The sequence below is a fragment of the Pseudomonas sp. B3G-3 genome, assembly GCF_028640915.1.
GTDB classification, from domain to species: Bacteria; Pseudomonadota; Gammaproteobacteria; order Pseudomonadales; family Pseudomonadaceae; genus Aquipseudomonas; species Aquipseudomonas chlororaphis_I.
In genome coordinates this window covers 1-21,736 of record NZ_JAQZAB010000004.1, presented here as the reverse complement: position 1 = coordinate 21,736, position 21,736 = coordinate 1, and the positions used below count along the sequence as shown (strand labels likewise).

Genomic DNA, 21,736 nt, shown 5'->3' with positions numbered 1-21,736 from the left:
AGGCCTCAGGGGCCGAGCACTACATGCCCTCAAGGCCTGGTAAATCGGACAAAGCGGTGCTGAGCAATTTGGTCGTGATGTTGATCACGCTTTCTAATTGCCCATCAACTGCTCGAGTTCCTTGGCCAACTTTCCTCGCGTGCTTTCATCACCGAGCAGCGCCTGAAGCTGCTTGCGGAACGCGGGGATGTTCCCCATGGGCCCCTTCAGAGCGACCAGTGCTTCGCGCAACTCCAGTAGCTTCCTCAGTTCAGGCACTTGCCGTGCAATCGCGTCGGGGCCGAAGTCCTCGATGGACTTGAACCTGAGATCGACACTCAGGGTGTCTCCCTCCGCACCTTCCCCCAGCACATTCGGGACATCCATGACCAGACGCAGTTCTGCCTTCTCAAGCACCTCGTTGAAGTTGTCTTTATCGATGCGAACTGCCGCGCGATCTTCCAGCGCTGCTTCTTCTCCGTGCCCCTTGAAGTCGCCTGTCACAAGCAACTTCAACGGCAGTTCGACTTCTTCCTGTTGACCGTTGGTCGCAGGGACATAGCGGATGTTGATCCGCTCTTTAGGGGCTACTGAGCCGCTCTGTTTTGCCATGTTCAATTCCTTCTATTTGGCGGTGAGAAAAGTGGTGCGACGCCGGTGTCTCCCAGGGCATCGGTGTAGCAGGCGAAACCCACGACTTCAGCGCGTGTGGGTCGGTCAGAAGATGGAATCAACGTCTATGTGGAATAGCGAGGACCACGGCTTCGCGCGGCAAACTGAACTGAGGCTAAAAGGAGCTAGCAGCCCCACGCAATCAGATGAATCCCATTTTCTGATTGGATTATTCCCTTCCGTCGTAGGATCTACGTGGTGGGAATGTGCCTACCAATCAACAAGATAGTTCCTATAGACGCAATGTGGCTTGGCGTGGTTATTTCACGGACTGGGTCTTGGAGCTTGAAAATGGAACGCAGTGCTCAACCAGTTGAATGGGTTTCACCGTATCAGTTTCGCCAGGTCGATTCGGCCTTTCCTTGCGGAACTTTCGAAGTTACGGATAACAGTGAGTTCAAAGCATGATTAGGGTCGATTTGGAACCGCTACTTGGGCGGCTCAACAAGCTATCTCGCCACGCCCTAGAAGAATCGGGTAGCTTCTGCATCGCACTGCGTGGTGCGGAGGTGACAGTTGCTCACCTATTCACGAAGCTGATTGAGCACCCACAATGTGATCTGCGGGTGCTCATGGGGGCCGAGGGGATATCTACGGATGAGGTGCGGCGAGCCTTGTCTTCAGCTCTTCAGGCCGACACGGGCTCTCACGACCAATACCCGTCTTTCTCACCTCTTCTAATCGAGTTGATGCAAGAGGCTTGGCTGCTGAGTTCAGTTGAACTCAAACAGGCTGAGATCCGAAGTGGCGCATTGCTTCTTGCGGCATTGCTCAACCCTGCGCGCTACCTTCCACTGAGTGCGATCACGCTGTTTGAGAGTCTCAATCGCGAAGCGTTGCGCAAGCAGTTCGGCGTCTTGCTGGCGAGTTCTATCGAGGTGCCGGAGGCGGTCGATGCAGACCCACGTCACCGCTCCCTAGCCTCTGGCGACGACTCGTCATTGGCCAGATTTGCTCACGACTTTACGGCCCAGGCGCAGGAGGGCGGTATCGATCCTGTCCTGTGCCGTGATGCTGAAATCGACCTGATGGTCGATATTCTTTCGCGCCGGCGAAAGAATAATCCCATTGTGGTTGGTGATGCAGGAGTTGGAAAAAGTGCAGTAGTTGAAGGTCTCGCGCTGCGTATCATCCACGGCAGAGTACCGGATGGTTTGAAGTCTGTTCGTCTGCTCGGTTTGGACTTGGGGGCCCTGCAAGCGGGAGCCTCGGTCAAGGGCGAATTCGAGAAGCGCCTGAAGGCGGTGATCGATGAGATCAAAGCATCGACTCAACCCATCATCCTTTTTATCGATGAAGCACATACGCTGATTGGTGCCGGCAACTCGGCCGGCGGGAGTGACGCGGCGAACCTGCTCAAGCCCGCTCTGGCGCGAGGGGGGCTACGCACGATCGCGGCTACGACCTGGTCGGAGTACAAAAAATACTTCGAAAAGGATGCTGCGCTGGCACGCCGCTTTCAACTGGTGAAGCTGGAGGAGCCTTCGCAGCAGCAAGCTGTTCATATCCTCCGCGGGCTGAGATCGCTCTACGAACACGCTCACCGGGTCTATATCGGCGATGACGCGCTCCAGGCTGCGGCCTCCCTGTCAGCGCGATATCTGGCCGGCCGACAACTTCCCGACAAGGCTATCGACGTGCTGGATACTGCGTGCGCACGTGTTGCCACGGCCCTGGCGGAACCACCACGCAGACTCGCGGCGTTGGAGAACGAAACCCGACAGGTCGAGGCTGAAGTTGAGATGCTGAATCGAGACGCCCGAGCAGGGCGAAAGATCGACCAGGACAGGCTGCATGCGCTGGCCGAATCCTGGCAACAGCTCAAAGACCAGGCGGCAGCTATCCAGCAAGCCTGGGATGAGCAAAAGGTGCGGGTTGATGAAATCGTTGCCCTGCGTGCCGACGATACGCAAGGGGCCGAGTCGGCGGACACGTTGGCCGAGAAGGTAGCGGCGCTTCAGGAATTGCAGCGTGGTGGCGCGTTGTTGCACGCCGACGTGGGCGCCGAACAGATTGCCCAGGTGATCGCCGATTGGACCGGCATCCCCGCAACCACCATCAACAGTGATCAGATGAGCCGTCTGGACAAGTTGCCAGCGACGTTGCGCGAGCGTGTGAAGGGGCAGGACTCGGCCCTGGAGCATGTCCATCGTCACCTGTTGACCGCTTTGGCGGACTTACGTCGGCCCGGAACCCCGCTGGGCGCGTTCCTGCTGGTAGGTCCAAGCGGGGTCGGCAAAACGGAGACCGCCTTGGCGGTGGCGGACGCGTTGTTTGGTGGCGAGCAGTTCCTGACCACCATCAACATGTCCGAGTACCAAGAGAAGTTCACGGTGTCTCGCCTGCTGGGCGCTCCACCGGGATACGTGGGCTACGGCGAAGGGGGCGTACTGACAGAGGCAATTCGCAAGCAGCCCTACTCCGTTGTGCTTCTTGACGAAGTAGAAAAAGCCCACCCCGAGGTGCTCAACATCTTCTATCAAGCCTTTGATAAAGGCGAGCTGGCTGATGGCGAGGGGCGTCGAATCGATTGCAAGAATGTGCTGTTCTTCCTGACCTCCAACCTGGGTTTTGACCAGTCGGATGATTCACTTGCCGACCAGGACGTCGAACGCTTGCGTGCCCGGTTGACCCAGTTCTTCAAACCGGCTCTGCTGGCCAGGATGCAGGTGGTTCCATACCGCTACCTGGACGAGACGGTGCTATCCGAGATCATAGACAGCCGACTATCGCGCTTGCAGCAGCAGGTGGGTGATCGCTACGGCGCCTCTCTCAACATAGAGAACAGCGTGCGAGTCGAGCTTCGCAATCGCTGCGCACGTCATCAGAACGGCGCTCGCATGCTGGATGCAAATCTGGACGGCGATCTTCTGCCTCCGCTCTCGCTGGCTGTTCTGCGGAGGCTGGCCAACGGCGATGCCTTCTCCCTGGCTACTCTGAGTTGGAGTGGTGATGTCTTCGAGGCCCATTTGGCCTGAAGGAGGCAAGCATGGAATCCCTGCAGCTTGCTCAAGCCATCAGAGATTTGGCTGGTGTCAATGAGTCGGCCGAGTTGGCTGGCGTGTTTCTTCGCGCCACGGTCGAAGCGCATGGTTTGACTGCGGGGTTCTGCTATTGGACCGAAGCCACTGGTCAGTCCTTGTATCCGTTGGCCAGTGTTGGCGAGGGCGTGCGGGATTTGCCAAGCATCCCGTTATCGGAACTGGACAACCCGTTGGTGTACGGCCTCCTATCGGCTCATCGCTACCAGATCGATGACATAGGAAGTCTGGTCGATGTTGGTGAGAGCTTTGAGAAGGTGTGCGTCCACCTTCCAGCACGACAAGTGATGCATATCACGCCCTTACGGGAGTTGAACGGTCGGCCGATGGGTTTGGTAGCGCTCGTTGGGGTCTCATCGACAATTGGCCGTTGGAATGCGTCTTCCCCTTGGCAGTTGCTGATGCAAGCCTATGAGCAACTGCACATGCGCATGGTGAAGTGGGATGGGCACGTCGCGAAGACGGGGCGCGAGAGTGTTGCTGTATTGCGCGACAACGAGCGGGGACGCGCTCGGGCCTCTCGACTTCTGGCGGCAGGCTTTGTAGGCGTGAGCGCAGTTGCCAAGGCGCTGCGCAATGACATGCTTCGTCTGTCCGACTCCTCGTTGTCACTGCTCATTACGGGCGAAACGGGCACAGGAAAAGATCATGCAGCTTGGTTGATACACCAGGCCAGTTCGCGCGAAGGCAACTTCATCCCTGTGAACTGCGCTGCGATACCCAAGGATCTTATCGAGGCCGAACTGTTCGGCGTGGTTCGTGGAGCCTATACCGGTGCCACACACGCCCGTGCAGGTTTGGTGGCCGAGGCCAATGGCGGCACCTTGTTCCTGGATGAAATTGGAGACATGCCGCTGGGTCTGCAAGGCACGCTGCTGCGCCTGCTGAATGAAAAGCGCTATCGTCCAGTTGGAGCAACACGGGAGCAGGACTCCGATTTCCGCTTGATCTGCGCAACCCATCGCTCGCTGCCTGCTTTGGTTCACTCGGGTCTGTTTCGTGAAGACCTGTACTTTCGAATTTGCCAACAAGTACTCCATTTGCCTCCTTTGCGTGAGCGAACCGAGGATATCCCTGCGCTGGTCTCCCATATCCTCCTGCAATTCAACCGGGAACATCAAAACAATGTCACTGGCTTGTCGGAACGAGCCATGACATTGCTTCGGAGCTACCCCTTCCAGGGCAACATCCGAGAGCTGCGTAGTCTTGTCCAGGTGGCAGCGGAACAAGCAGGCCCGAGCCGAATCATCCGTTGCAGTGCGTTGAGCAGGGCCCAAGAGGCTTCCTTGCAACTCCTAAATCCCGAGCAGGGGGGCACCCTCCTGCAGGATCTTTGGCATACCAAGAACCTTCCCCAAGCGCTCGAGCAATTCGAGCAGTGCCTGGTTCGTGATCGGCTGCAAAAGTCTGATGGCTCCCGACGTCTAGCCGCTCAAAGCCTGGGTATTCCCAAACGCACGCTGGCGAGGAAATGCCAGACGTGGAACCTGGATGTGGAGCATTCAACAACATGAAGTTACTCAGCCTACCGCTTATTGCCACACTTGCTATTGCAGGTTGCGATTCAGGAAAGCCTGTCGCTGCCGCGGACCCGGAGTGCAAGACTATCGTTTCCGCTGTGGAACGGTTGGCCTGCTTCGATCGGGCTGCCGGTACGCCACCGACACCGATCCAGGTTGGTCAGGCGCTGCCAGCCACATCACCGACGATCATCGAACCTGACATCGTGTTGCTGCTGCGGGAGAGCGAGAGCAGTCGAGCCCCTAGTCAGTCCGGCCCGCTACTACTGCGTGTCCCCGACAGGCTGGACGGATGGCAAAAGGTGGTGATCAGCACACCTGCTGAAGGAAAGACGGATGCAGAGCCCTTCCTGGCGATCAGTTGCCTATCCAACATCTCCCGTCTTCAACTGGTCGCACGGGCGCCGATGGAGGTCAACCGGATGAATATCCGATTGCTACTGGACAATCGTCCGCTGAGTACCGCTCGGCCGTGGCAGGTTCTGGAAGATGGCAAGGTTGTTGATGCAGGCAGAGGGCTGGTGGCTATCGAGCAGCTGCGCCTGATGCTCCAACCTTCCAGTCGGCTGAGGGTCGAGAGCAATTACGCTCCTTTCGATGGCCTGGTGTTTGATGTCGCCGGCTTGCATTCCTTGCTGGCCAGTCAACGGGAGGCATGTCACTGGTGAGCATGTCTCCACTAGATCTTGATGCCCTCCTCGTGCCGTTGGATGAGAAACAGCCAGCGGGCTTCTTCGATGAAGAAGACGGCACCTTTCAGGATATTGAACACGAAATGGTCAAACTCGGTGGTCTCCAGGAACCCAATATGGACTGGAGTTTCATCGATGAGGCGACGCGCCTGTACTTGACCAAGCAGTGCAAGCACTTTCGCATCGCCGGACATCTGATCACAGCCCGATTGCGTCCTCCTTCCTGGCAAGGGTGGGCCGATGGAGTCGGTGTGCTGTCTGGCATGGTGTGCACTTACTGGGAGTCTGGGTATCCCAAGCCGGGGCCGACCGGTTTGCCGATGAAACGGCGACTCGTTGCCTTACTGGTGGAACGTTTGTGCGAGGTGCTCCCCAAGCTAGAGGTCGACGGTACGGCCCATACTGCACAGGCCGCCGCGCAACGCGCCATTGACCAGCTTCAAGCTAGTGCGGGGGCAGCAAAACTGGATGTGCCGATGCTCACGCATCTTGAATCCCAGTTCTCCCGCCGCGTGGAGGAGACGCGCTACCCCACATCCGAGCCATCTCGTGAGGCGCTCCCGGCTTCACGTGGGCAAACCGTCACTGAGGCGTACTTCTCGACGTCTTCGACGCCCAAGCTCGGTGATGAGCGGGAGAGCAAGCGCACGCTCTTGGCTGTGGCGGAATTCATCAACGAACAGAATTCCTACGATCCAACGGGCTACCTGCTACGTCGATTTGCACTTTGGGGGCATCTGACGACCGCGCCGCCCGGCCGACATGATCAGCGCACCGAGCTGAGGGGGATTCCACAAGATATCTCCGAGGGATACCGCGAGGCGTTGAGTGAAAACAACATCAGTCCCGTGCTCCTGCAACGTGTGGAAAAGAGCGTCGCCAGCTCGCCCTACTGGCTACAAGGCAGTCATTACGCCGCCATCATCGCCCTGCGAATGGAAATGCCTGAGGTCGCCTCGAGCATTCGCCTTGCCACGGAACGGTTTGTACTGCGCATACCTGGCTTGAAGGCGCTGCATTTTTCAGACGGACGCCCCTTTGTCGATGGCGAGACGCTCGCATGGCTAAGTGGCATTGACGAGCATGCCGGCCAAGCCGCCGATGGCCGGGAATACGCCGCGTTGCGTGAAGAGCTCGCCGCGCTGATGGAGAACGGCGGGGTGGAGCACATGCTGCGTCGTCTGGAATCGCTACAGGCTGAGGCCGAGGATACTCGCCACCGCTGCCATGTCATGTCCATCGCTGCCAGTCTCGTGTCTGCACGAGGCTTCACCTGGTTGGCTGAGGGCCTCTACCGCACGGCCTACGGGCTGATGGACGGCGCGTCCATCTCGACATGGGAGCCCGCGCTCTATAACCATCTTGCAGCGCAGATACGCGATGCACGCCCGCCTGCACCTCAGGGAACTACGGACTAAAAAGGACCACTACATGCTAAATATCTGGTCGATATTGACTCGCTACGGGCGCCCTCTGCTGCGTTGGGCAAAGCACGGAACACCGCTTCTGCTCCTGCTTGGCTTCCTGTTTCTCCTCACTGCAATCTGGTGGCTGGGTCCACAGTGGCGATGGAAGGACCACATGCCGCTCGCCAGTCTCACCGCCCGGGTGCTTGCCACGGTCGTTCTACTTGTCGCCCCCTTGTTGGCCTGGGCGCTGCATTTGCGTGGTCGGAATCGACGCCTTGAGGCTGAGCGCCAACAAGACAGGCAACGAGACGAAGACTTGTGCCTCCGTTATGTTCAGGCTCAGGAACGCACTCTGGACCGGACTTTGACGACGCTTCGCGCTAACCTTCGCGGCCGCAACGCTCTGTATCAGTTGCCCTGGTATTTGGTGTTGGGCCAAGAAAACTCGGGAAAGACCAGTTTCATCAATCGGAGCAACCAGAGCTTCTCACTGACGGGTGAAATCAAGGCGGGCAGCCGGCGTCTTTTGGAGGATCCGGACTTGGCCTATAGCATCGATTGGTGGATGGGTGATGAGGCCGTACTAATAGATCCCCCCGGGGAACTTATCAGCCAACCTACTGAGGTTGCAGCCTCCCTTCAGAAAGGCCCCGAGCCTGCGTCGACCGAAGGGAGCACCTCCCCTGAGGAGGATGGCAAGACCGACGCGGAAACAAATACCACCTCGGCAGCGTCGGCAGCTCATTCAGCGACCGCGCAAAGCCCTCTGTTCGGTCAGAAAAAGCGCATGCTCCCCGAAGGAACCCATGCTCGGCTTTGGACCCATCTCATCGACTGGCTGGCGCGAAACCGTAGCCGGCGCCCGTTGAACGGCGTTGTGTTGATGGTGGACCTGGTAACGCTGCTGGCGCAGCCGGCCAGTGACCGCAAGGCTCTCGCCATTCTGCTGCGCTCCAGGCTGGCCGAGCTGAGCCGCCAACTTGGCACGCGCCCACCGCTATATGTGGTACTCAGCAAGTTCGACTTGCTCCAGGGGTTTGAAGCGTTCTTCTCCCGGCTCCCCAAGTCCGTCAAAGAAGACATCTTTGGTTTTACCTTCACGTTGGATTCGGTACAGAACTACGATGCCTGGCTCACTGAACTGGCCGAGCGTTATGACGACCTGGTTGCCAAGCTTAATGACCGCATCTTCGATGCGCTGAGCTCGGCCGCCTCGCTCGAAGAACGAGAGGGGTTGTTTTCGCTGGTGCGTCAGTTGGCCGGGATGCGCCAAGTCCTTCTTGGCTTCCTCGCGGATGTACTTGGTAGCGATCGCTACGTGACGCCGGCACTGCCTCGCGGCATCTACTTCTCCTCGGTATACCAGCATGGCGTGCTGACCAATGCCTTTGTCGCCAACGCCTCAATGTCTTACCGCATCGAGCCGCCGGTCTCTCAGGCGCAGCCCTCCGGGCGTTCAGCGGTCTACTTCGCTCAGCAACTGTTCCAACGCATCATTTACCCTGAGGCCGGCTTGGCCACGGACAACGTGAAGGTGCTGGCCGACAAGAAGCGAGCTCTGGCCTTGAGCGTTGGCGTTGCCTCGTTGGGCAGCGTTCTGGTGGCAACGGGTTGGTACCACTACTATGGGGTGAATCGAGACAAGGCCGTAACAGTACTTGAGCGCAGCCGCGCGTTCAGTGCAAACACCATCGACAGCCGTGCCGATCCCACTGGCCGAAATCTGCTCGAGCCTCTGAATCAGATCCAGAGCGCTGTTGCCGTGTTCGGTGACTACCGTGGCGCTTGGCCTGTCGTCTCGGACATGGGGCTCTACCAGGGACGGCAGATCGGACCGAAAGTGGACGAGGCCTATCTGAAGCTGCTATCCCAGCGCTTCCTGCCGGCGCTGGCGGGGGGCGTGATGTCGCAAATCGACGCACCGGGAGCTGGCAGTGACGAGCAACTGGCGGGGCTACGGGTCTACCGCATGATCGAGGACCGTCCCAATCGGCGCGCTCCGTTTGTCGAAGATTGGATGGCGCGCCAATGGCACACGGCGTTTCCGGGCGAGCGGGGCGTTCAGGCTGCCCTGATGCGTCACCTCGACTACGCAATGAAGTACGCCGATACAGACCTGCCGCAGTATCGCAGTCGAGTTACGGAGCTACAGCACCAGCTCCGTCAGATCCCAATGCCTCAACGCGTCTATATGTCGATGCGGCGCCAGGCGGGACAAGCGCTGCGCAACCCGCTTGACCTCCGAAACGAGATCGGCCCGGCCTATGACGTGATCTACAAGCCGGCAGGAGCGGGGAGCGATGACGCGAGCCAGCAGGTGAGTGGCAAGATCGACGCCTTACTGACGGCAAAGGGCTTCCGAGGGTACTTCGAGCCCCACAGCAAGGATTTGGTCGAACTGGCCGTAATCGACCAATGGGCACTGGGCGAGCGCCAGGGCATCGACTATTCCGAAGCTGACAAACAAGCGCTGACCGAACGCATCCGCGCGCTCTACAGCCGCGACTACATCGACACGTGGCAAAGGAACCTGAGTCATCTGGAGGTCCGTGACTTCGACGACATTACTCAGGCTGTCAACGTCTTGGGCAGTGTCACCAGTCCGGCGGCGCCGTTGCGACGTCTGGTAGAGACCGTTCGCGACAATACTGAACTGGTCAAGGCCGCCGAACCTGTGAAGGCTACCACTGAGGAAGGCAACAAGGCTGCCCAGGCGTCTCCCAAGGAGGGCGCAGAGATACTTGCGGCCCCTGAAATCGGTAGTATCGTGCGTGCATTTGCACCACTCACCGATCTGCTGGCAAGCAATGGCGCCAAGCCGGCCTATCTTGACGAAACCATGCTTGCCATTGGGCAGGTCCAGGATCAGGTCAAGACGGTCCATGACAGTCCGAACCGCGGGAAGGCTGCACTCGGCGTCGTACTGGACAGATTCTCGCTCAAGGGTCCAGACCCAATCGGCAATCTGCAGCGCATCGCCGCCGGTTTGCCTCCGCCCTTGAACCAGCACGTCAAAAAGCTTGCCGACGAATCGTCTCAGGTACTGCTGATCGAGGCCCTGGTCGAGCTGGAGCGGCGCTGGGATGTTGACGTCTACCGCTACTACAACGAACGTCTGCTGGGCAGGTATCCGTTCACTCCCTCCAGCCGTGAGGACGTCTCCCTTGACGACTTCGCCGCGTTCTTCGGCCCTCAGGGCAAACTCGAGCAGTTCAAGCAGCAGTACCTGAAGCTCTTCCTTGAGGACAACCTGGAAGCGCTGTATTCGGAGCGCAGGGGTGGATATCTGGTGCGAACCGATGTCTTGCGACAGTTGGAAGCTGCTGACCGCATACGCGATGCGTTCTTCAACAGCCGTGGCACCTTGGGTCTGCAGTTCACGGTCGAACCGCTGGGACTGACCGCTACCCGTCGCAGCAGCGTGCTCAACGTGGACGGCCAGCTCATCGCCTACAGTCATGGTGCCAGCAACTCCACTCCCCTGATTTGGCCGAACACCCTAAGCGGTGCCACCGGCAGTGGGGAGAGCCGCATCACCCTGGTCAATGGCAGCGGCAACAGTAGCGGCCTGGTCTATCGCGGACCCTGGTCGATGTTCCGCCTGCTCAGCCAGGCGCGGCTCAACGGTGTAACCGGCACCACGGTCGACCTGAGCTTTACCGCCAGCGATGGCGGCATGCGCTACCGCATCACGGCGGAGAAGAGCGACAACCCATTCAGCCAGCAACTGTTCCGCGGCTTCGCGTTGCCGCGAACGCTCTTGATGGAAGGGGCACGGCAAGCCGCTTCCCCGTCGTCCGAAACAATCACCACCAACGTAGCGCGCCGGTAGCGATCGGTCGCCGTCATGAGAGGAGCTTCAGATGCCAGAAGTCATACGAAAAGGAGACAAGACCGACCATGGCGGAACCGTCTTGGAGGGGTTTGCACAGACGGACCTCAACGGCCGGCCGATGTCCGGTCTCGGGCACAAAGTGTCTTGCCCGAAGTGCAAAGGGGTGTTCCCTATTGCCGAAGGCAGCGGCACCCTCAAGGTCGACGGTGTGCCGGTGGCTCTGCACGGCATGAAGACTGCCTGCGGAGCCTCACTGATTTCCAGTGGTTCGAAAGGGAGCGCCCATGCATGACCATCGTGAAGCCCTAAAAGGCCACGACGTTCGGATGGTTGAGCCGTTGATCGAAGCGCTCGCGCTTTGTGTTCCGCAACTCGACCCAACTCCGTTGCGAGTGCGGCCTCCTGCCCGGACCGAGCTTCCGAACATGCTGAGCTGGATGACCGAGCATTTGAAACGGCAAGGTCTGCTGAGCCATGTGGAGTGGAAGGCGTACCTGGGGCAGGTTCCCGACTTGAAGTCACTTTCCGCTATCGACTTCTCTGAATTCGATAGTGACTATGTTACCGAGTTGCTCTTCAGTATTAATTGGGAAGCGGTTCCACCAGAGCTCCTTAACACTATTCCGTATGAGCTGCCCTATCTGGAGTACCTCAACGCCTTTCTGTGCGGCCACGGCCTGCGTGTGGTTGACCTCGCGCCATTTGAGCATGCGTACATGCTTGCCGTGATAGACGACCCAAAGTTGCTGGAGCAACTGAACCATTGCCTATGGCCGTTCGGCATGGGAGTCAACCTGCGAGAGCCGCTAGATCAGAAGGGGGTAGCGGCGTATCTGGAAGGACTGCTAAGAGGTGGCGGCTGAATCAAGATCAAGTCCAGACGCCGACTTGGCCCAATGCTACCCATTGAAGCACGCCCCCGTCTCTAAGGGGGGGCTAGGTAGGATGCGGAGCTCCCATGGTGCAAGGGGCTATTCGGACATCAGATTTCCGACCTAGTGCCCGCGGCAGGGCCTCCGTTGACCTTTAGAAGGCAGCGAAATCGCGAGGAACAAACATCTGCAACGGCCCGATGATGGAACCGTCCCGAAGCATGCTAATCCCGCTGTAAACGTCCCTGATTGGGTCAACCTCCGGCACCTCATCCAGCAAGGAGCTATCGCTGCGGGATACATTCACCAAATGCTTGAACACCGACAATTCGATACCTACAAAGGTACCGGTATGGAGTCCTAGTCTCAAAGCGTCGGAATTGCGTCGGACAATGCGATTGTCCACGAGTTCGATAGCGGCAGAGTCGGTAGTTCCTGCATAATATCCCCCCACGAATTGCCTATGATAGCCTTCGACGGCGAACTCCCAGATGGCCCCAAATATGCGAATCTCGCTATCCAATGGGAGCCATCGCCTGATGGCGTGTGCCAGGAGCGGCTGATCGAGCTTCAGCAGCACATCAGCATAGTGGCTAGCAACGACCTGCCTGGAAAGAAGGCGGGCGGTGCGTCGTGAGATTGGCTCTTGACCTTCTGTGCTCGGGTCTTCTGCATAGAGTTTGCTCTTGACCTTGGGTTTTGACTCCGTCGCGAACCGGGTCGCCACGATATGGCCTTTTACTTTGACAGGGGTGCCTGTTTCATCCAGCACCTTTACCCTGGTGAACTGCTGTCGCCACCTGTTGAACTCTGCTGTACCAAAGCCTATCGATGTATAGCGACCCTTCGCCTCTGCAAGCACTACTGAACCCGATCCATCACTGCACAAATAGTCAGGGATGTCTCCTGCTATGGCACGCTGTACCGAAAAACCATGGAACTCCGGTCTATTGGCGCCTATCAGACTATCCATATGTGCGAAGTACTTGATACCCAAGTGCTCGTGTAGGAACCAACGGCAGAAAGCTTGCCCCATCTCGCTGGACTTGGACCGCTTTGCATTGGTTGATGCGCCCACACCTTCGCCTTGGAAGCGAAGCTCCTCACTCGGCATCAAGAACCTCAGGTGCTCAAACTGAGCTGGATCAGGAGACGGCGGTTCGCTCCCTAAGGTGTCGAGGTAGTAATGATGGTACAAACCAGCGAGGTCTACCTCGATGACATCTTTTGTCTTCCCAACGCTAGCGCCTTGAAGCGAAGTCGGGATTGGCTTGTATTGGCTGAGAGCCAAGTGCAGTGATCTCTTCATGAACCCCTCTTGGACAATTCTAAGTAGTCCTTTCACATACGCGTCAGTGCTATGTGTCTTTGGTGTAGGCCGGAGCCGGGCATGGCAGGACTAATGACAGCCACCATCTCCAAGACGCTCGGCTTAGCCCCTCGGCCGGTACTTCACTGAACGTCTCATCGTTCCGGCGCAGGGCTCTGTACCGCGGCACAGTGACGTAAGCGCGTTGCGTTCATCTCATCACCTTCGTCATCTAACATATCCGCCAGATCCTTCTGAGCGGCCGGATCCCCTAGCCACGCTGCGTGCCGGCGCAGACTCGCGACCGATGGGCCATTGCCATGCGCACGTCTGTCGTTTCCATACACCTCACGCTCAGCGTAGCCGGACGTTACCTCCATCAGCCGGCCAAGCTTGTAGTAGCCGGCGGGAATCTCATTCTTGATCAACCAGGCCACAACCACGTAGGCGGACTCGAAATCCTCGTCATTTAGCATCGCATCGAGCAGCCCACCGGCGGCACGCCAATTGCCGCCTCGCGCAGCCTGTGCATACACGGCGACGGCTTCGGTTTTTCCTTTCAACATGTCCTGTCGTGGTAGCGAGTCCTGCGAAGGTGCTGCGGCCAGGACGGGTGCCAGTGGGTGGCAGGAAATTGCTCCAGGATCTGCACGCCCCGCTTCCGATGAAAGCCAACGTCGATGGTCAGCCAACGCAGCTTCTATGGTGCGCGGCACACGCTTTATGCCGACCTGCTCTCTCGCCCAGGCCACACGTGTATCACGATTATGTTGGCGTTCGGTGTCCTGCCTCTCGAAGGCTTCCGCCTGCTCACGCTGCCACCCCGAATCCTCGCGGGGGCCAATGATCACGCAGCTTTCGAACTTTGCCGCCGGCAACGTCCAGCAGCGTGCCGGCACCTTCACCGGAAAACGACCCAACAACATCTCGAGCACGAAGTCTTCGCGACCTTCGCGCGGCGCCACCATGATCCGAGCAGCCTGATCGCTCAACCCTTTGCGAATTATCTCGCCAGTTGACAGTTGCCATTGATACGGTTCACTCGTTATGCGCGCCTCCAGTTGGAGGTACGGTTCATCGGCGACAGCGGCGCCCGCCAGCAGTAGTAGTCCCCAACCCCATCCAAGAAGGCGTGCACGGGGCCGTTGGTTTCTGCGACTCGATAGTGGTTTTAGATTGTTCTGCCTTGCGCCGCCCTGATTCGATTGCATCTAAGTCTTGCTCCTTTGAATATGCGCCAGTAATTGGCAACTCCTGCCGCTTTGATTTCCCCTCTCCGGAAGCGTGGGACGGAACATGCTTACTGGAATAGCGCCATGTGCCAGGCGACTCCCACCATCCCCACGAAGCTGCCGCCCCACAGCAAGGTGGACAGCAGCATGCCGATGAACCAGCGACGATTCATGTAGGGCAGTTGACCGTCGATAGCTTTCTGCTCGATGTCGGTCAGCGGGATTGTGCGATAGGGGTTTTTGCCTTCCCACTGCATCGCCTCGGCCAGTTCCGGCGGTAGCGCCGGACGCGGCATGCGGCGTTCGAGCCAAGGAATCATGCGGTCAGCCCAGTAGCCGATGGTGGCACTCATGCCGAAGTAGGCCATGGGGAACGGGCCGGGCCGCAGGCGATGTACGCTGTCCACCAGCCCTCCCATCATGTCGCGGTCCAGGCGCGCATGGATGCCGTGTTCCTGCCCCTCGGGAAGACTGTAGGCAACGGGCGGCACCTTGCTTGCCGGGCCATCCATGTACGCGCGCACGAACTCCCAGAGTTCCGCCTGTGCCGCGACGTCATTGGCGGGGTCGCTCAGGCGGATGAACTCAGCCAGCTTGCGCGTGCCCGGCTCGAACACGCCGACATCCAGGAAGAATGACGTGCTGGTGCCGGCGGTGCTGACGACGGTCAGGCGCGTGACCAAGGGCACCACGTCGTCGTAGTTCAATGCTGTCCAGCCCTTCTGCTTGCCCTGCCATTGGTAGAAACGGCGCAGGCGCTTGCTGAGCAGGATGGGAGAGTGGGTTTGATTCAACTGGCGGCGAGGTACTGCTATTGCGACTCCTAGGGAAAGTAGGAGTAGTGACGTGAATACTATCGGGCCATCAATTCCCAAACGGCTGACGTCTGCAAATACTCGAACGGTAAACGGCAGTAGTCCAATAAACAATATTCCGCTGCCCCATATGCTCAGTAGCAGATTCATAGGTCTAAAGCTCGTTCGCCGCGTTTTGCTGAACTCCAGGTAGGCAGGGTTGATGGCGGCGACCATATCGCGGGCATGGGGCTTGGCGCCCGCTTGGGGCGGTTCACCCGTTTTGGGGAGGATGAAGTAGGTACCGTTCTCCTTCTCCGGAAGCGTGGGTTTGAACATGCTCATGCTCCGGAAAACAAAAGGTCACGCCAACTGAGCGTGGACAGCCAGAGGAAACTGCTTCCCCACAGCAACGTCGACAGCAACATCCCGATAAACCACCGACGATTCATGTAGGGCAACTTGCCGTCGATGGCTTTCTGCTCGATGTCCGTGGGGGGCGTAACCCGATAGGGGTTCTTGCCCGTCCACTGCATAGCTTCGGCTAGCTCCGGCGGCAGAGGAGGTTTTGGTCGTTTGTGTTCCAGCCAGGGCAGAAGACGCCCCGACCAATACGTCATCATGGCCAGCATGGCGAAATAGAGCTTGGGGAATAGGCCGGGGTTGAGTCGGTGCCGGGCATCCACCAGGCCGCTCAACATGTCCCGGTCCATGCGAGCGTGGATACCATGCTGCTGGCCTTCGGGGATGCGAAACTCGATGGGCGGTACCTTGGCCGGAGAGCCGTCCATATAGGCGCGTATAAACTCCCACAGCTCGGCGGGCGGCTGCACCGCTCCGGTGGGATCGCTCAGGCGAATATTCTGAATAACCTTGCGCGTGCCGGGTTTCAGCACGCCGACATGCAAAAAGAAGGAGGTGGACGTACCGGCCTGGCTGACCGACGTCACACGCATCACATAGGGCACCACGTCGTCATAGTTCAGCGCTACCCAACCCACCTTCTTACTTTGCCAGTGGTAGAAGCGTCGTAGCTGGCGGCTCAGCAAAATGGGGGAGCGCGGTTTGCGAAGTACTCGGAGCGGGACGCCGACGGCAAAGCCAAGCCCCGCCGCCAATAGCAGAGCACTTATTATTGCGTGACCAACACCTAGTCTGTCAATGTTCCCAGGCATTTCGAGAACGTAGGGGAGTACAACCAAAAAGAGCATAAGCCCTCCCCAAACGCTCATCAGAACAACCGTCGATGCGTGTTCGGCTCGTCTAGTTTGAGAAAACGTCAGACAAGCGGGATTGATGTCAGCCACCATCTCCCAAGCATTGATCTTGGCACCTTGTTGTGGTGGCTCACCCGCTTTGGGTAGTACGAAGTAGGTGAGGTTTTCCTTCTTTGGAAGCGTGGGTTTGAACATGTTCATGCCCCCGCCGCCTGGTAAGTGAACTCAGACATCAGGTTCGGAATTTCGTCGCGGTTGGGCCAACACTTCAGGATCATCCCAAAACTGTCGACGTTCCACTGTTCAGGGATTTTCGCGCTCGTTATCCGTGCCGTGCCCTGTTCCTGGTTGATACGCAACCTGGGTCCTTGGTGCATGCTGGTCAGGCGGTTGGAGAGCTGGCGGAAACTTCGGCTGCGCATGGAACAGTCATGTCCTCCATAAGCTCTCATGTCGCCCCCCCGGGCGCTTTGTTCAGGAGACGGGAGGAAGGCACGGGCTGGCCTTGACGGTTTAGCACCTCGAAGGTAAGCCCAGTGGGCCGGTAAAACACATCGGTCCGGGGTTTAATCGGGCGGGTGTCCAGGCCTCGCAGATCGGGGGTGGGGCCACACAGATCCAACACCTCCCGGCTCCATTGGAATTTCTCGGCGCGTGCGCGAGCACGCTTGTCCAGCCAGGGGCCGAACGAGAAGTAATGCCAGGCGCGGTCGAGGGCGTAGAGCACAAACCTGTCCACTCCCCTTCCAGTCAAGATGTTCCGGGGATTGTCGTAATCGCCAGGCTCTTCCACGAGTCCGGCTGCAACGAGCTCCGGATGGGGCTGGATGGCTGCAATGCCATCGCTCATGTAGCGTCTAAGAAACTCCAGCCGCTGCAAATTGCGGCGAAGGTTGACATGATCCAGTTCGTTCATGTCTATGGGAACGTCAAATGGTCCTCTTGACTCACTAAGGGAGCGAAGATAGTCCACATCATCCCGTCCAATCTCCAGAACCTTGTCGTATAACTTTCGTGCCTGAGGTACGGGCGCGCATAGGCGCATCAACGAGGCTGGCGCCACGCCTATGCTCACGAAGGGAACGACTTGGCGCCATGGGATATGCGCCACGTGACCCAGTCCATCATCGATGTGAACCAGTTGTGCCTGGCGGTTGTAGCGGGTTCCGCCTGAAGTCACATTTCTGAAAATGCGAAATGAGAAAAAGTAGATAGGTGGCCAGAGGAGAAATGCAACAATTCCGTAGTCGGCCAGTGGACGCCACCACAACCAGGACCGCATATCGATGATGTACGCCATCACGATAATTAACAGGAAGAGATTATGTGCGCCGATAAACCACTTTTCCAAGCCGATTGCCCGAGTTTCATGGGGCAACTCGATAAAGCGATCATTGAATTTCTGTGGATCACTGATGTCAATATCGCACCGCACAGCCTCCGGCCACATTGCGATATCCAAGCCGGGGAGAGGCAGAAGCTTCTTTCGGCGCACTTCTTTGTCTAACTGCGCGTAGAAGCTACTCAGTTCCGGATGTGGATTCTGCCGCTGCCATTCCAGTTCGTTTGCCCAGAACTCCTTCTCACGCTCGGCCAATTCTTCCTTGGTAAGGCGACGTTCTTCTTTGGAGACATTCATTCTTTGGTAGTCTCCAAAACCACATGTGGCTCTGCAAAAGAGTTAGGCCAGTATTTCACTTTAATGTCTCCGCCCAACGTATCCGTGGGGTAGGTGACATAGCCAACCCCGTTCCGCAGGACGACTTGGTCCGGATCATTCAACGTGCGTTGAACGCCGGTAAATCTGAACTCATTGTGCTGTACAACCTCATAACGCCCAACTTGAGGAAGCCAGCCAGGGAGAGCAATAGTGACGGTACGAGCATCCTGTGGCATCGGGGTGCCATGCCGAACTCGGTTTACTAAGCCCCAGCCTGGAATCAGTACTGAGCCCATGGTGCGCAGCACCGCTACGTCGGTTTCTATATGAGGAGCCATAAAAAAGTGGTAAAAGCCGGTGGCTTCTTCCTGCGAATCGAAAGGTGTAAGTGCAGTTGCACCTCCCAGCCAGCCGGTACGCATACCGGTTCCCCAGATACTGCGTGCAATCCAGTCGGTGATCTTTTCTTCCTCGGCATTGCGCTCATGCCAGTCCAAGTAAACTGTTGTGGCTATCTCCAAGCCGAGAAGAATCCAACCGATGGGGCCGGAACCAAGACGAGTAATGGCCAAGGCTGCTCTTGCGCCGCGAGCGATTGCCCCCGTGCCCACGGAAGCCGTGTCCAACACTGCGATCGCAGTCATCCCAAGCTTGTTGTTTTGCTGCGCGAGACGGCTGGTCAGATGTAGCCCTCCCACGGTAGCTGCGGATGCTTGCAGCGTGCCAGCAATCGCGTGAGCGGCTGTGCTGTCAGGGCTTGAACCTTGCAGGGCTTTCCTGAATTCCTTGATGCTGGCGGCGGCAGCAGATAGCGCCAACAGTCCTACCGCCCAGTTGCCATACCGCTTTGCCCGCTGTTCCAGAGCTTGCGCAGCTTGTTTGTCTGCATTCGTGGCTGCGTGACCGGCACTCCACTGATACCCCGTCTCCCCCAGAGTCGCCAGACCGCTTCCGGCCACCAGTAGTCCAGATGCGAGGTTCAGGCTATGAACGAGGATTTCCCCTTCACCTTTTTCCAACTGCGCCAAGACCGCTTGAAGATTCTGGGTACTGAGGACTAACCCTGTGACGCCCACTGTGAATCGAAGGCCATGCCAGAAATTTACGCGATAGCTCAGCCCGTCACGTTGTTCACGCAAAATATCCTGGATTGGCTGAGATTTGAACAAGTAGATGAGTTCGTTGGCCTGCCGCGCAATGGTTACAGGACGAAATCCGTGAACAGGATTTCCGCCGTTCGCTTCCAGAAGCCACCGGCCCGCCTTGGATAAAGGAACAGCTTCTTCTCCAACTAGAGAGCCATCTAGAAGCTGAAAGGCCAGGTAATAGGTGCTGCGCCGGAACGCTTCGGTGCTGCGCAACCGCCCTCTTATCACCAGTTGTGCGATAACACCTCCCAGATATCGACTGGCATCGTCTGCGGGAACTTTGGCGAGTAAATCCACCACTCTTTCTGCTTCTTTTCCGGCAAGGAGCATGGTCGCTTGTTGAGCGCTGGTTTCGTTGATAACTTTGCTGAAGTCCGGATAGCCCATTAGTGCTCTTTCCATCAGACCAGTTGGCCCCGACTCCGGCAGCATATCCTCCAGCACCTTTCTGCCTTGCTGGTCACACGCGAGCACAGAAAGTGAGAAGGTCACCGCGCGCCGAAGGCTAATGAAGCTTTCTGCGTCGGTTTCGTCAAAGAGCTTCATCACGGCGTCATGTCGTTGTCGAACAGCGCTGTACATTCTGTTCGCCATGGCAGCAGCGTTATCAATGGCATCGATGAACGTCTGGCGCTTTTGTTCGTAGGTCGCCATGAACTTGCGACGTTCATCGTTCCGGGCATGCGCCAAGCGCTCTGCCTTGGCTTTCAGGCCGGCACGATAGGCGCGGTCTCGTGCTGCATTGGCGGCGCCGCCACCCACGCCTGCGGGAATGGAACTGCCAATGGCATCGTTTTTATACGCCTCCAGTTCGACGCTTCGCGCCTTCTGCTCGCCCAGTTGGTCTATCCACTTCGAAACGAGCACCTTGCGCGGTACCTGTTCTCGTTCGGACCACTCCTGGAGCTCCAGGATGTGCTTGCCGGTCAGGTGACCCATTTCACTCATCACGCCCACTGGGTCATGCAATGCAATCGCCACGGGGGCGTATTGACGTGAGGCACTGGCGCGCTTGCACCATTTGATGATGGTGTCATCACCGAGCATGTCCTCGGGCTGGCTTTCACTCCATTCGACGAGTTCAAGACGTATCCGCTCGTCGTCCTTAAGGGCAGGGACCTTCTTCAGATCGTCTATGGCAAGGACATGGGACTGCTGAGTTCCTCCCTTAAGCTTGAATGCCGTCGTAGTCTGCGTGCGTATGCCGTCTTTATCCTGTTCTAGATGCTCGAGAATTCTGTCAGTCAACACGGTGTCGCAGGCCAGAAGATAGGCTATGTCACCCAGCTTGCGATCGGCTGTTGGCAATGGCGCAGTGATGTACGCGTGGGCGGCGGAAACCGCTGGAAATTCATGCATGGACAAACTGTCGTCTGACTGGGATTGTGCTGCGGAAACAGGAGGCAGAACTTCTGCAAATTGCACCTCATCAGTGACGATGTAGTGCTTGTTCTTAAAGGCGCTGTCTTCTATATAGAACAGATATAGGTGTGTTCTGGGGCGCAGCTCGCGTACGCCCCGGGAGTAACCGCTCCCTAGATCCGCGTAGCCGGACACGTCCAACGTAGGAAGTTGCTCTGCTTGAAAGACGTGTTCCAAGATGGCATAGCGCAAAGGATAGATTGCCAATCCCTCCTGCGTAGGCGGCAACTGCAGTTTGACCGTATCGGTCTGCGATGCTGGCGTGAGTGTATGGGTAAAACGATAGCTTCCTGTCTTGTTGTCCACGCGTGAGCGGAGCAGTCGTTCGGTATCACTATTCTGTTCGCTCATGATTTCTTTCCTTCTGCCTGTTGCTCCTCGTCGACTGGAAACACTTCCAACGAAATAGACTCCATCCTGATACCACGTTGAATATCTATGTGGCCGTCCGGTCCAGTAATTCCTTCAATGGTGCCACCGTCGGAACGGGTAATGATGTAGTTGTGGTTTGCTGCAGGGGTGCCATCTGGGAGTACGACCTGGAAGCGCTCATCAAACTTCGATGACGACCATTCATTCATGGCTGCGCTCATATAGCCAGGTCCAAGGAAACGGTGGTCGGCTGCTTTCACCGTGAGGGTGCCGGGCCCACCCAATTCGATGTTGCCGCCCTGCATCTTGATAGAGCCGCCGCTACACAGCACGGAAAGAAGCTTTTCGGCCGACATTTGGACGTGCTTTTCGCTGGCAGTGATCTCCACACTCTTTTCCGCTTCAATGCGAACGTTGCTATGTTGGGCCTGCAGCAACAGTTGACCGAAGTGGGCGATGTGCCGCATGTCACCGCGCTGCGCGAAGGTGCTCAGGCCGTTGCCGGCGTTGATCACGGTGTTCTCGCCCGAGCTCAGTTGCACGTTGCCGTGCGCGGCCGCAT

General features: G+C 57.8%; 16 protein-coding genes. 7 read left to right on the top strand and 9 right to left on the bottom strand.

The features are described 5' to 3' along the window. Positions 1-93 precede the first annotated feature (93 nt). Positions 94-591, bottom strand: coding sequence for a type VI secretion system contractile sheath small subunit (gene tssB / locus PVZ80_RS00095; protein ID WP_273863258.1), 498 nt, complete (start codon positions 589-591; stop codon positions 94-96). A gap of 464 nt (positions 592-1,055) precedes the next feature. Here tssB and tssH point away from each other — a divergent pair, with 464 nt between their 5' ends. The 7 genes from tssH to PVZ80_RS00060 are packed head-to-tail and all read left to right on the top strand — an operon-like array spanning position 1,056 to position 12,011. Then, positions 1,056-3,629 (top strand): type VI secretion system ATPase TssH, encoded by a 2,574-nt coding sequence (gene tssH / locus PVZ80_RS00090; RefSeq protein WP_273863257.1) that lies wholly within the window; start codon positions 1,056-1,058, stop codon positions 3,627-3,629. An 11-nt stretch (positions 3,630-3,640) separates the two neighbouring features. After that, on the top strand, positions 3,641-5,206 hold the full coding sequence (locus PVZ80_RS00085; RefSeq protein WP_273863256.1) for a sigma 54-interacting transcriptional regulator: 1,566 nt from the start codon (positions 3,641-3,643) through the stop codon (positions 5,204-5,206). Then, the gene (gene vasI, locus PVZ80_RS00080) at positions 5,203-5,880 is read left to right on the top strand and encodes a type VI secretion system-associated protein VasI (protein WP_273863255.1); all 678 of its coding nucleotides are present in this window, start codon (positions 5,203-5,205) and stop codon (positions 5,878-5,880) included. Before PVZ80_RS00085 ends, vasI begins: the two co-directional genes overlap by 4 nt. A gap of 2 nt (positions 5,881-5,882) precedes the next feature. Further along, the gene (gene tssA, locus PVZ80_RS00075; protein ID WP_273863267.1) at positions 5,883-7,322 is read left to right on the top strand and encodes a type VI secretion system protein TssA; all 1,440 of its coding nucleotides are present in this window, start codon (positions 5,883-5,885) and stop codon (positions 7,320-7,322) included. Positions 7,323-7,335: 13 nt separating this feature from the next. Then, positions 7,336-11,145, top strand: a complete 3,810-nt coding sequence (gene tssM / locus PVZ80_RS00070; protein ID WP_273863254.1) for a type VI secretion system membrane subunit TssM — start codon at positions 7,336-7,338, stop codon at positions 11,143-11,145. A gap of 31 nt (positions 11,146-11,176) precedes the next feature. After that, on the top strand, positions 11,177-11,440 hold the full coding sequence (locus PVZ80_RS00065; RefSeq protein ID WP_273863253.1) for a PAAR domain-containing protein: 264 nt from the start codon (positions 11,177-11,179) through the stop codon (positions 11,438-11,440). Continuing rightward, positions 11,433-12,011, top strand: a complete 579-nt coding sequence (locus tag PVZ80_RS00060) for a hypothetical protein (RefSeq protein WP_273863252.1) — start codon at positions 11,433-11,435, stop codon at positions 12,009-12,011. Before PVZ80_RS00065 ends, PVZ80_RS00060 begins: the two co-directional genes overlap by 8 nt. A gap of 163 nt (positions 12,012-12,174) precedes the next feature. On the opposite strand, the gene PVZ80_RS00055 is transcribed toward PVZ80_RS00060, so the two are convergent. The 8 genes from PVZ80_RS00055 to PVZ80_RS00020 form a co-directional block, all read right to left on the bottom strand. Then, a complete protein-coding gene (locus PVZ80_RS00055) occupies positions 12,175-13,329 on the bottom strand; it encodes a hypothetical protein (RefSeq protein WP_273863251.1) in 1,155 nt (384 codons plus the stop codon). 155 nt (positions 13,330-13,484) lie between these two features. After that, positions 13,485-14,540 carry a hypothetical protein gene (locus PVZ80_RS00050; RefSeq protein WP_273863250.1) on the bottom strand — a complete coding sequence of 352 codons (1,056 nt, stop codon included), beginning with the start codon at positions 14,538-14,540 and terminating at the stop codon, positions 13,485-13,487. 89 nt (positions 14,541-14,629) lie between these two features. Then, complete coding sequence (locus PVZ80_RS00045) at positions 14,630-15,694, bottom strand: hypothetical protein (RefSeq protein ID WP_273863249.1); 1,065 nt, start codon at positions 15,692-15,694, stop codon at positions 14,630-14,632. 2 nt (positions 15,695-15,696) lie between these two features. After that, positions 15,697-16,773: a DUF6708 domain-containing protein gene (locus tag PVZ80_RS00040; protein WP_273863248.1), complete on the bottom strand. Its 1,077-nt coding sequence runs from the start codon at positions 16,771-16,773 to the stop codon at positions 15,697-15,699. Next, entirely contained in the window at positions 16,770-16,994 is a 225-nt protein-coding gene (locus PVZ80_RS00035) for a hypothetical protein (protein ID WP_273863247.1), read from the bottom strand. Before PVZ80_RS00035 ends, PVZ80_RS00040 begins: the two co-directional genes overlap by 4 nt. A gap of 26 nt (positions 16,995-17,020) precedes the next feature. Then, positions 17,021-18,211, bottom strand: a complete 1,191-nt coding sequence (locus PVZ80_RS00030) for a hypothetical protein (RefSeq protein WP_273863246.1) — start codon at positions 18,209-18,211, stop codon at positions 17,021-17,023. Then, on the bottom strand, positions 18,208-21,153 hold the full coding sequence (locus PVZ80_RS00025; RefSeq protein ID WP_273863245.1) for a hypothetical protein: 2,946 nt from the start codon (positions 21,151-21,153) through the stop codon (positions 18,208-18,210). The genes PVZ80_RS00030 and PVZ80_RS00025 overlap by 4 nt, the downstream gene beginning before the upstream one ends. After that, positions 21,150-21,736, bottom strand: a 587-nt coding sequence (locus PVZ80_RS00020) for a DUF2345 domain-containing protein (protein ID WP_273863244.1), incomplete at its 5' end; no start/stop codon positions are given. The genes PVZ80_RS00020 and PVZ80_RS00025, both read right to left, overlap by 4 nt.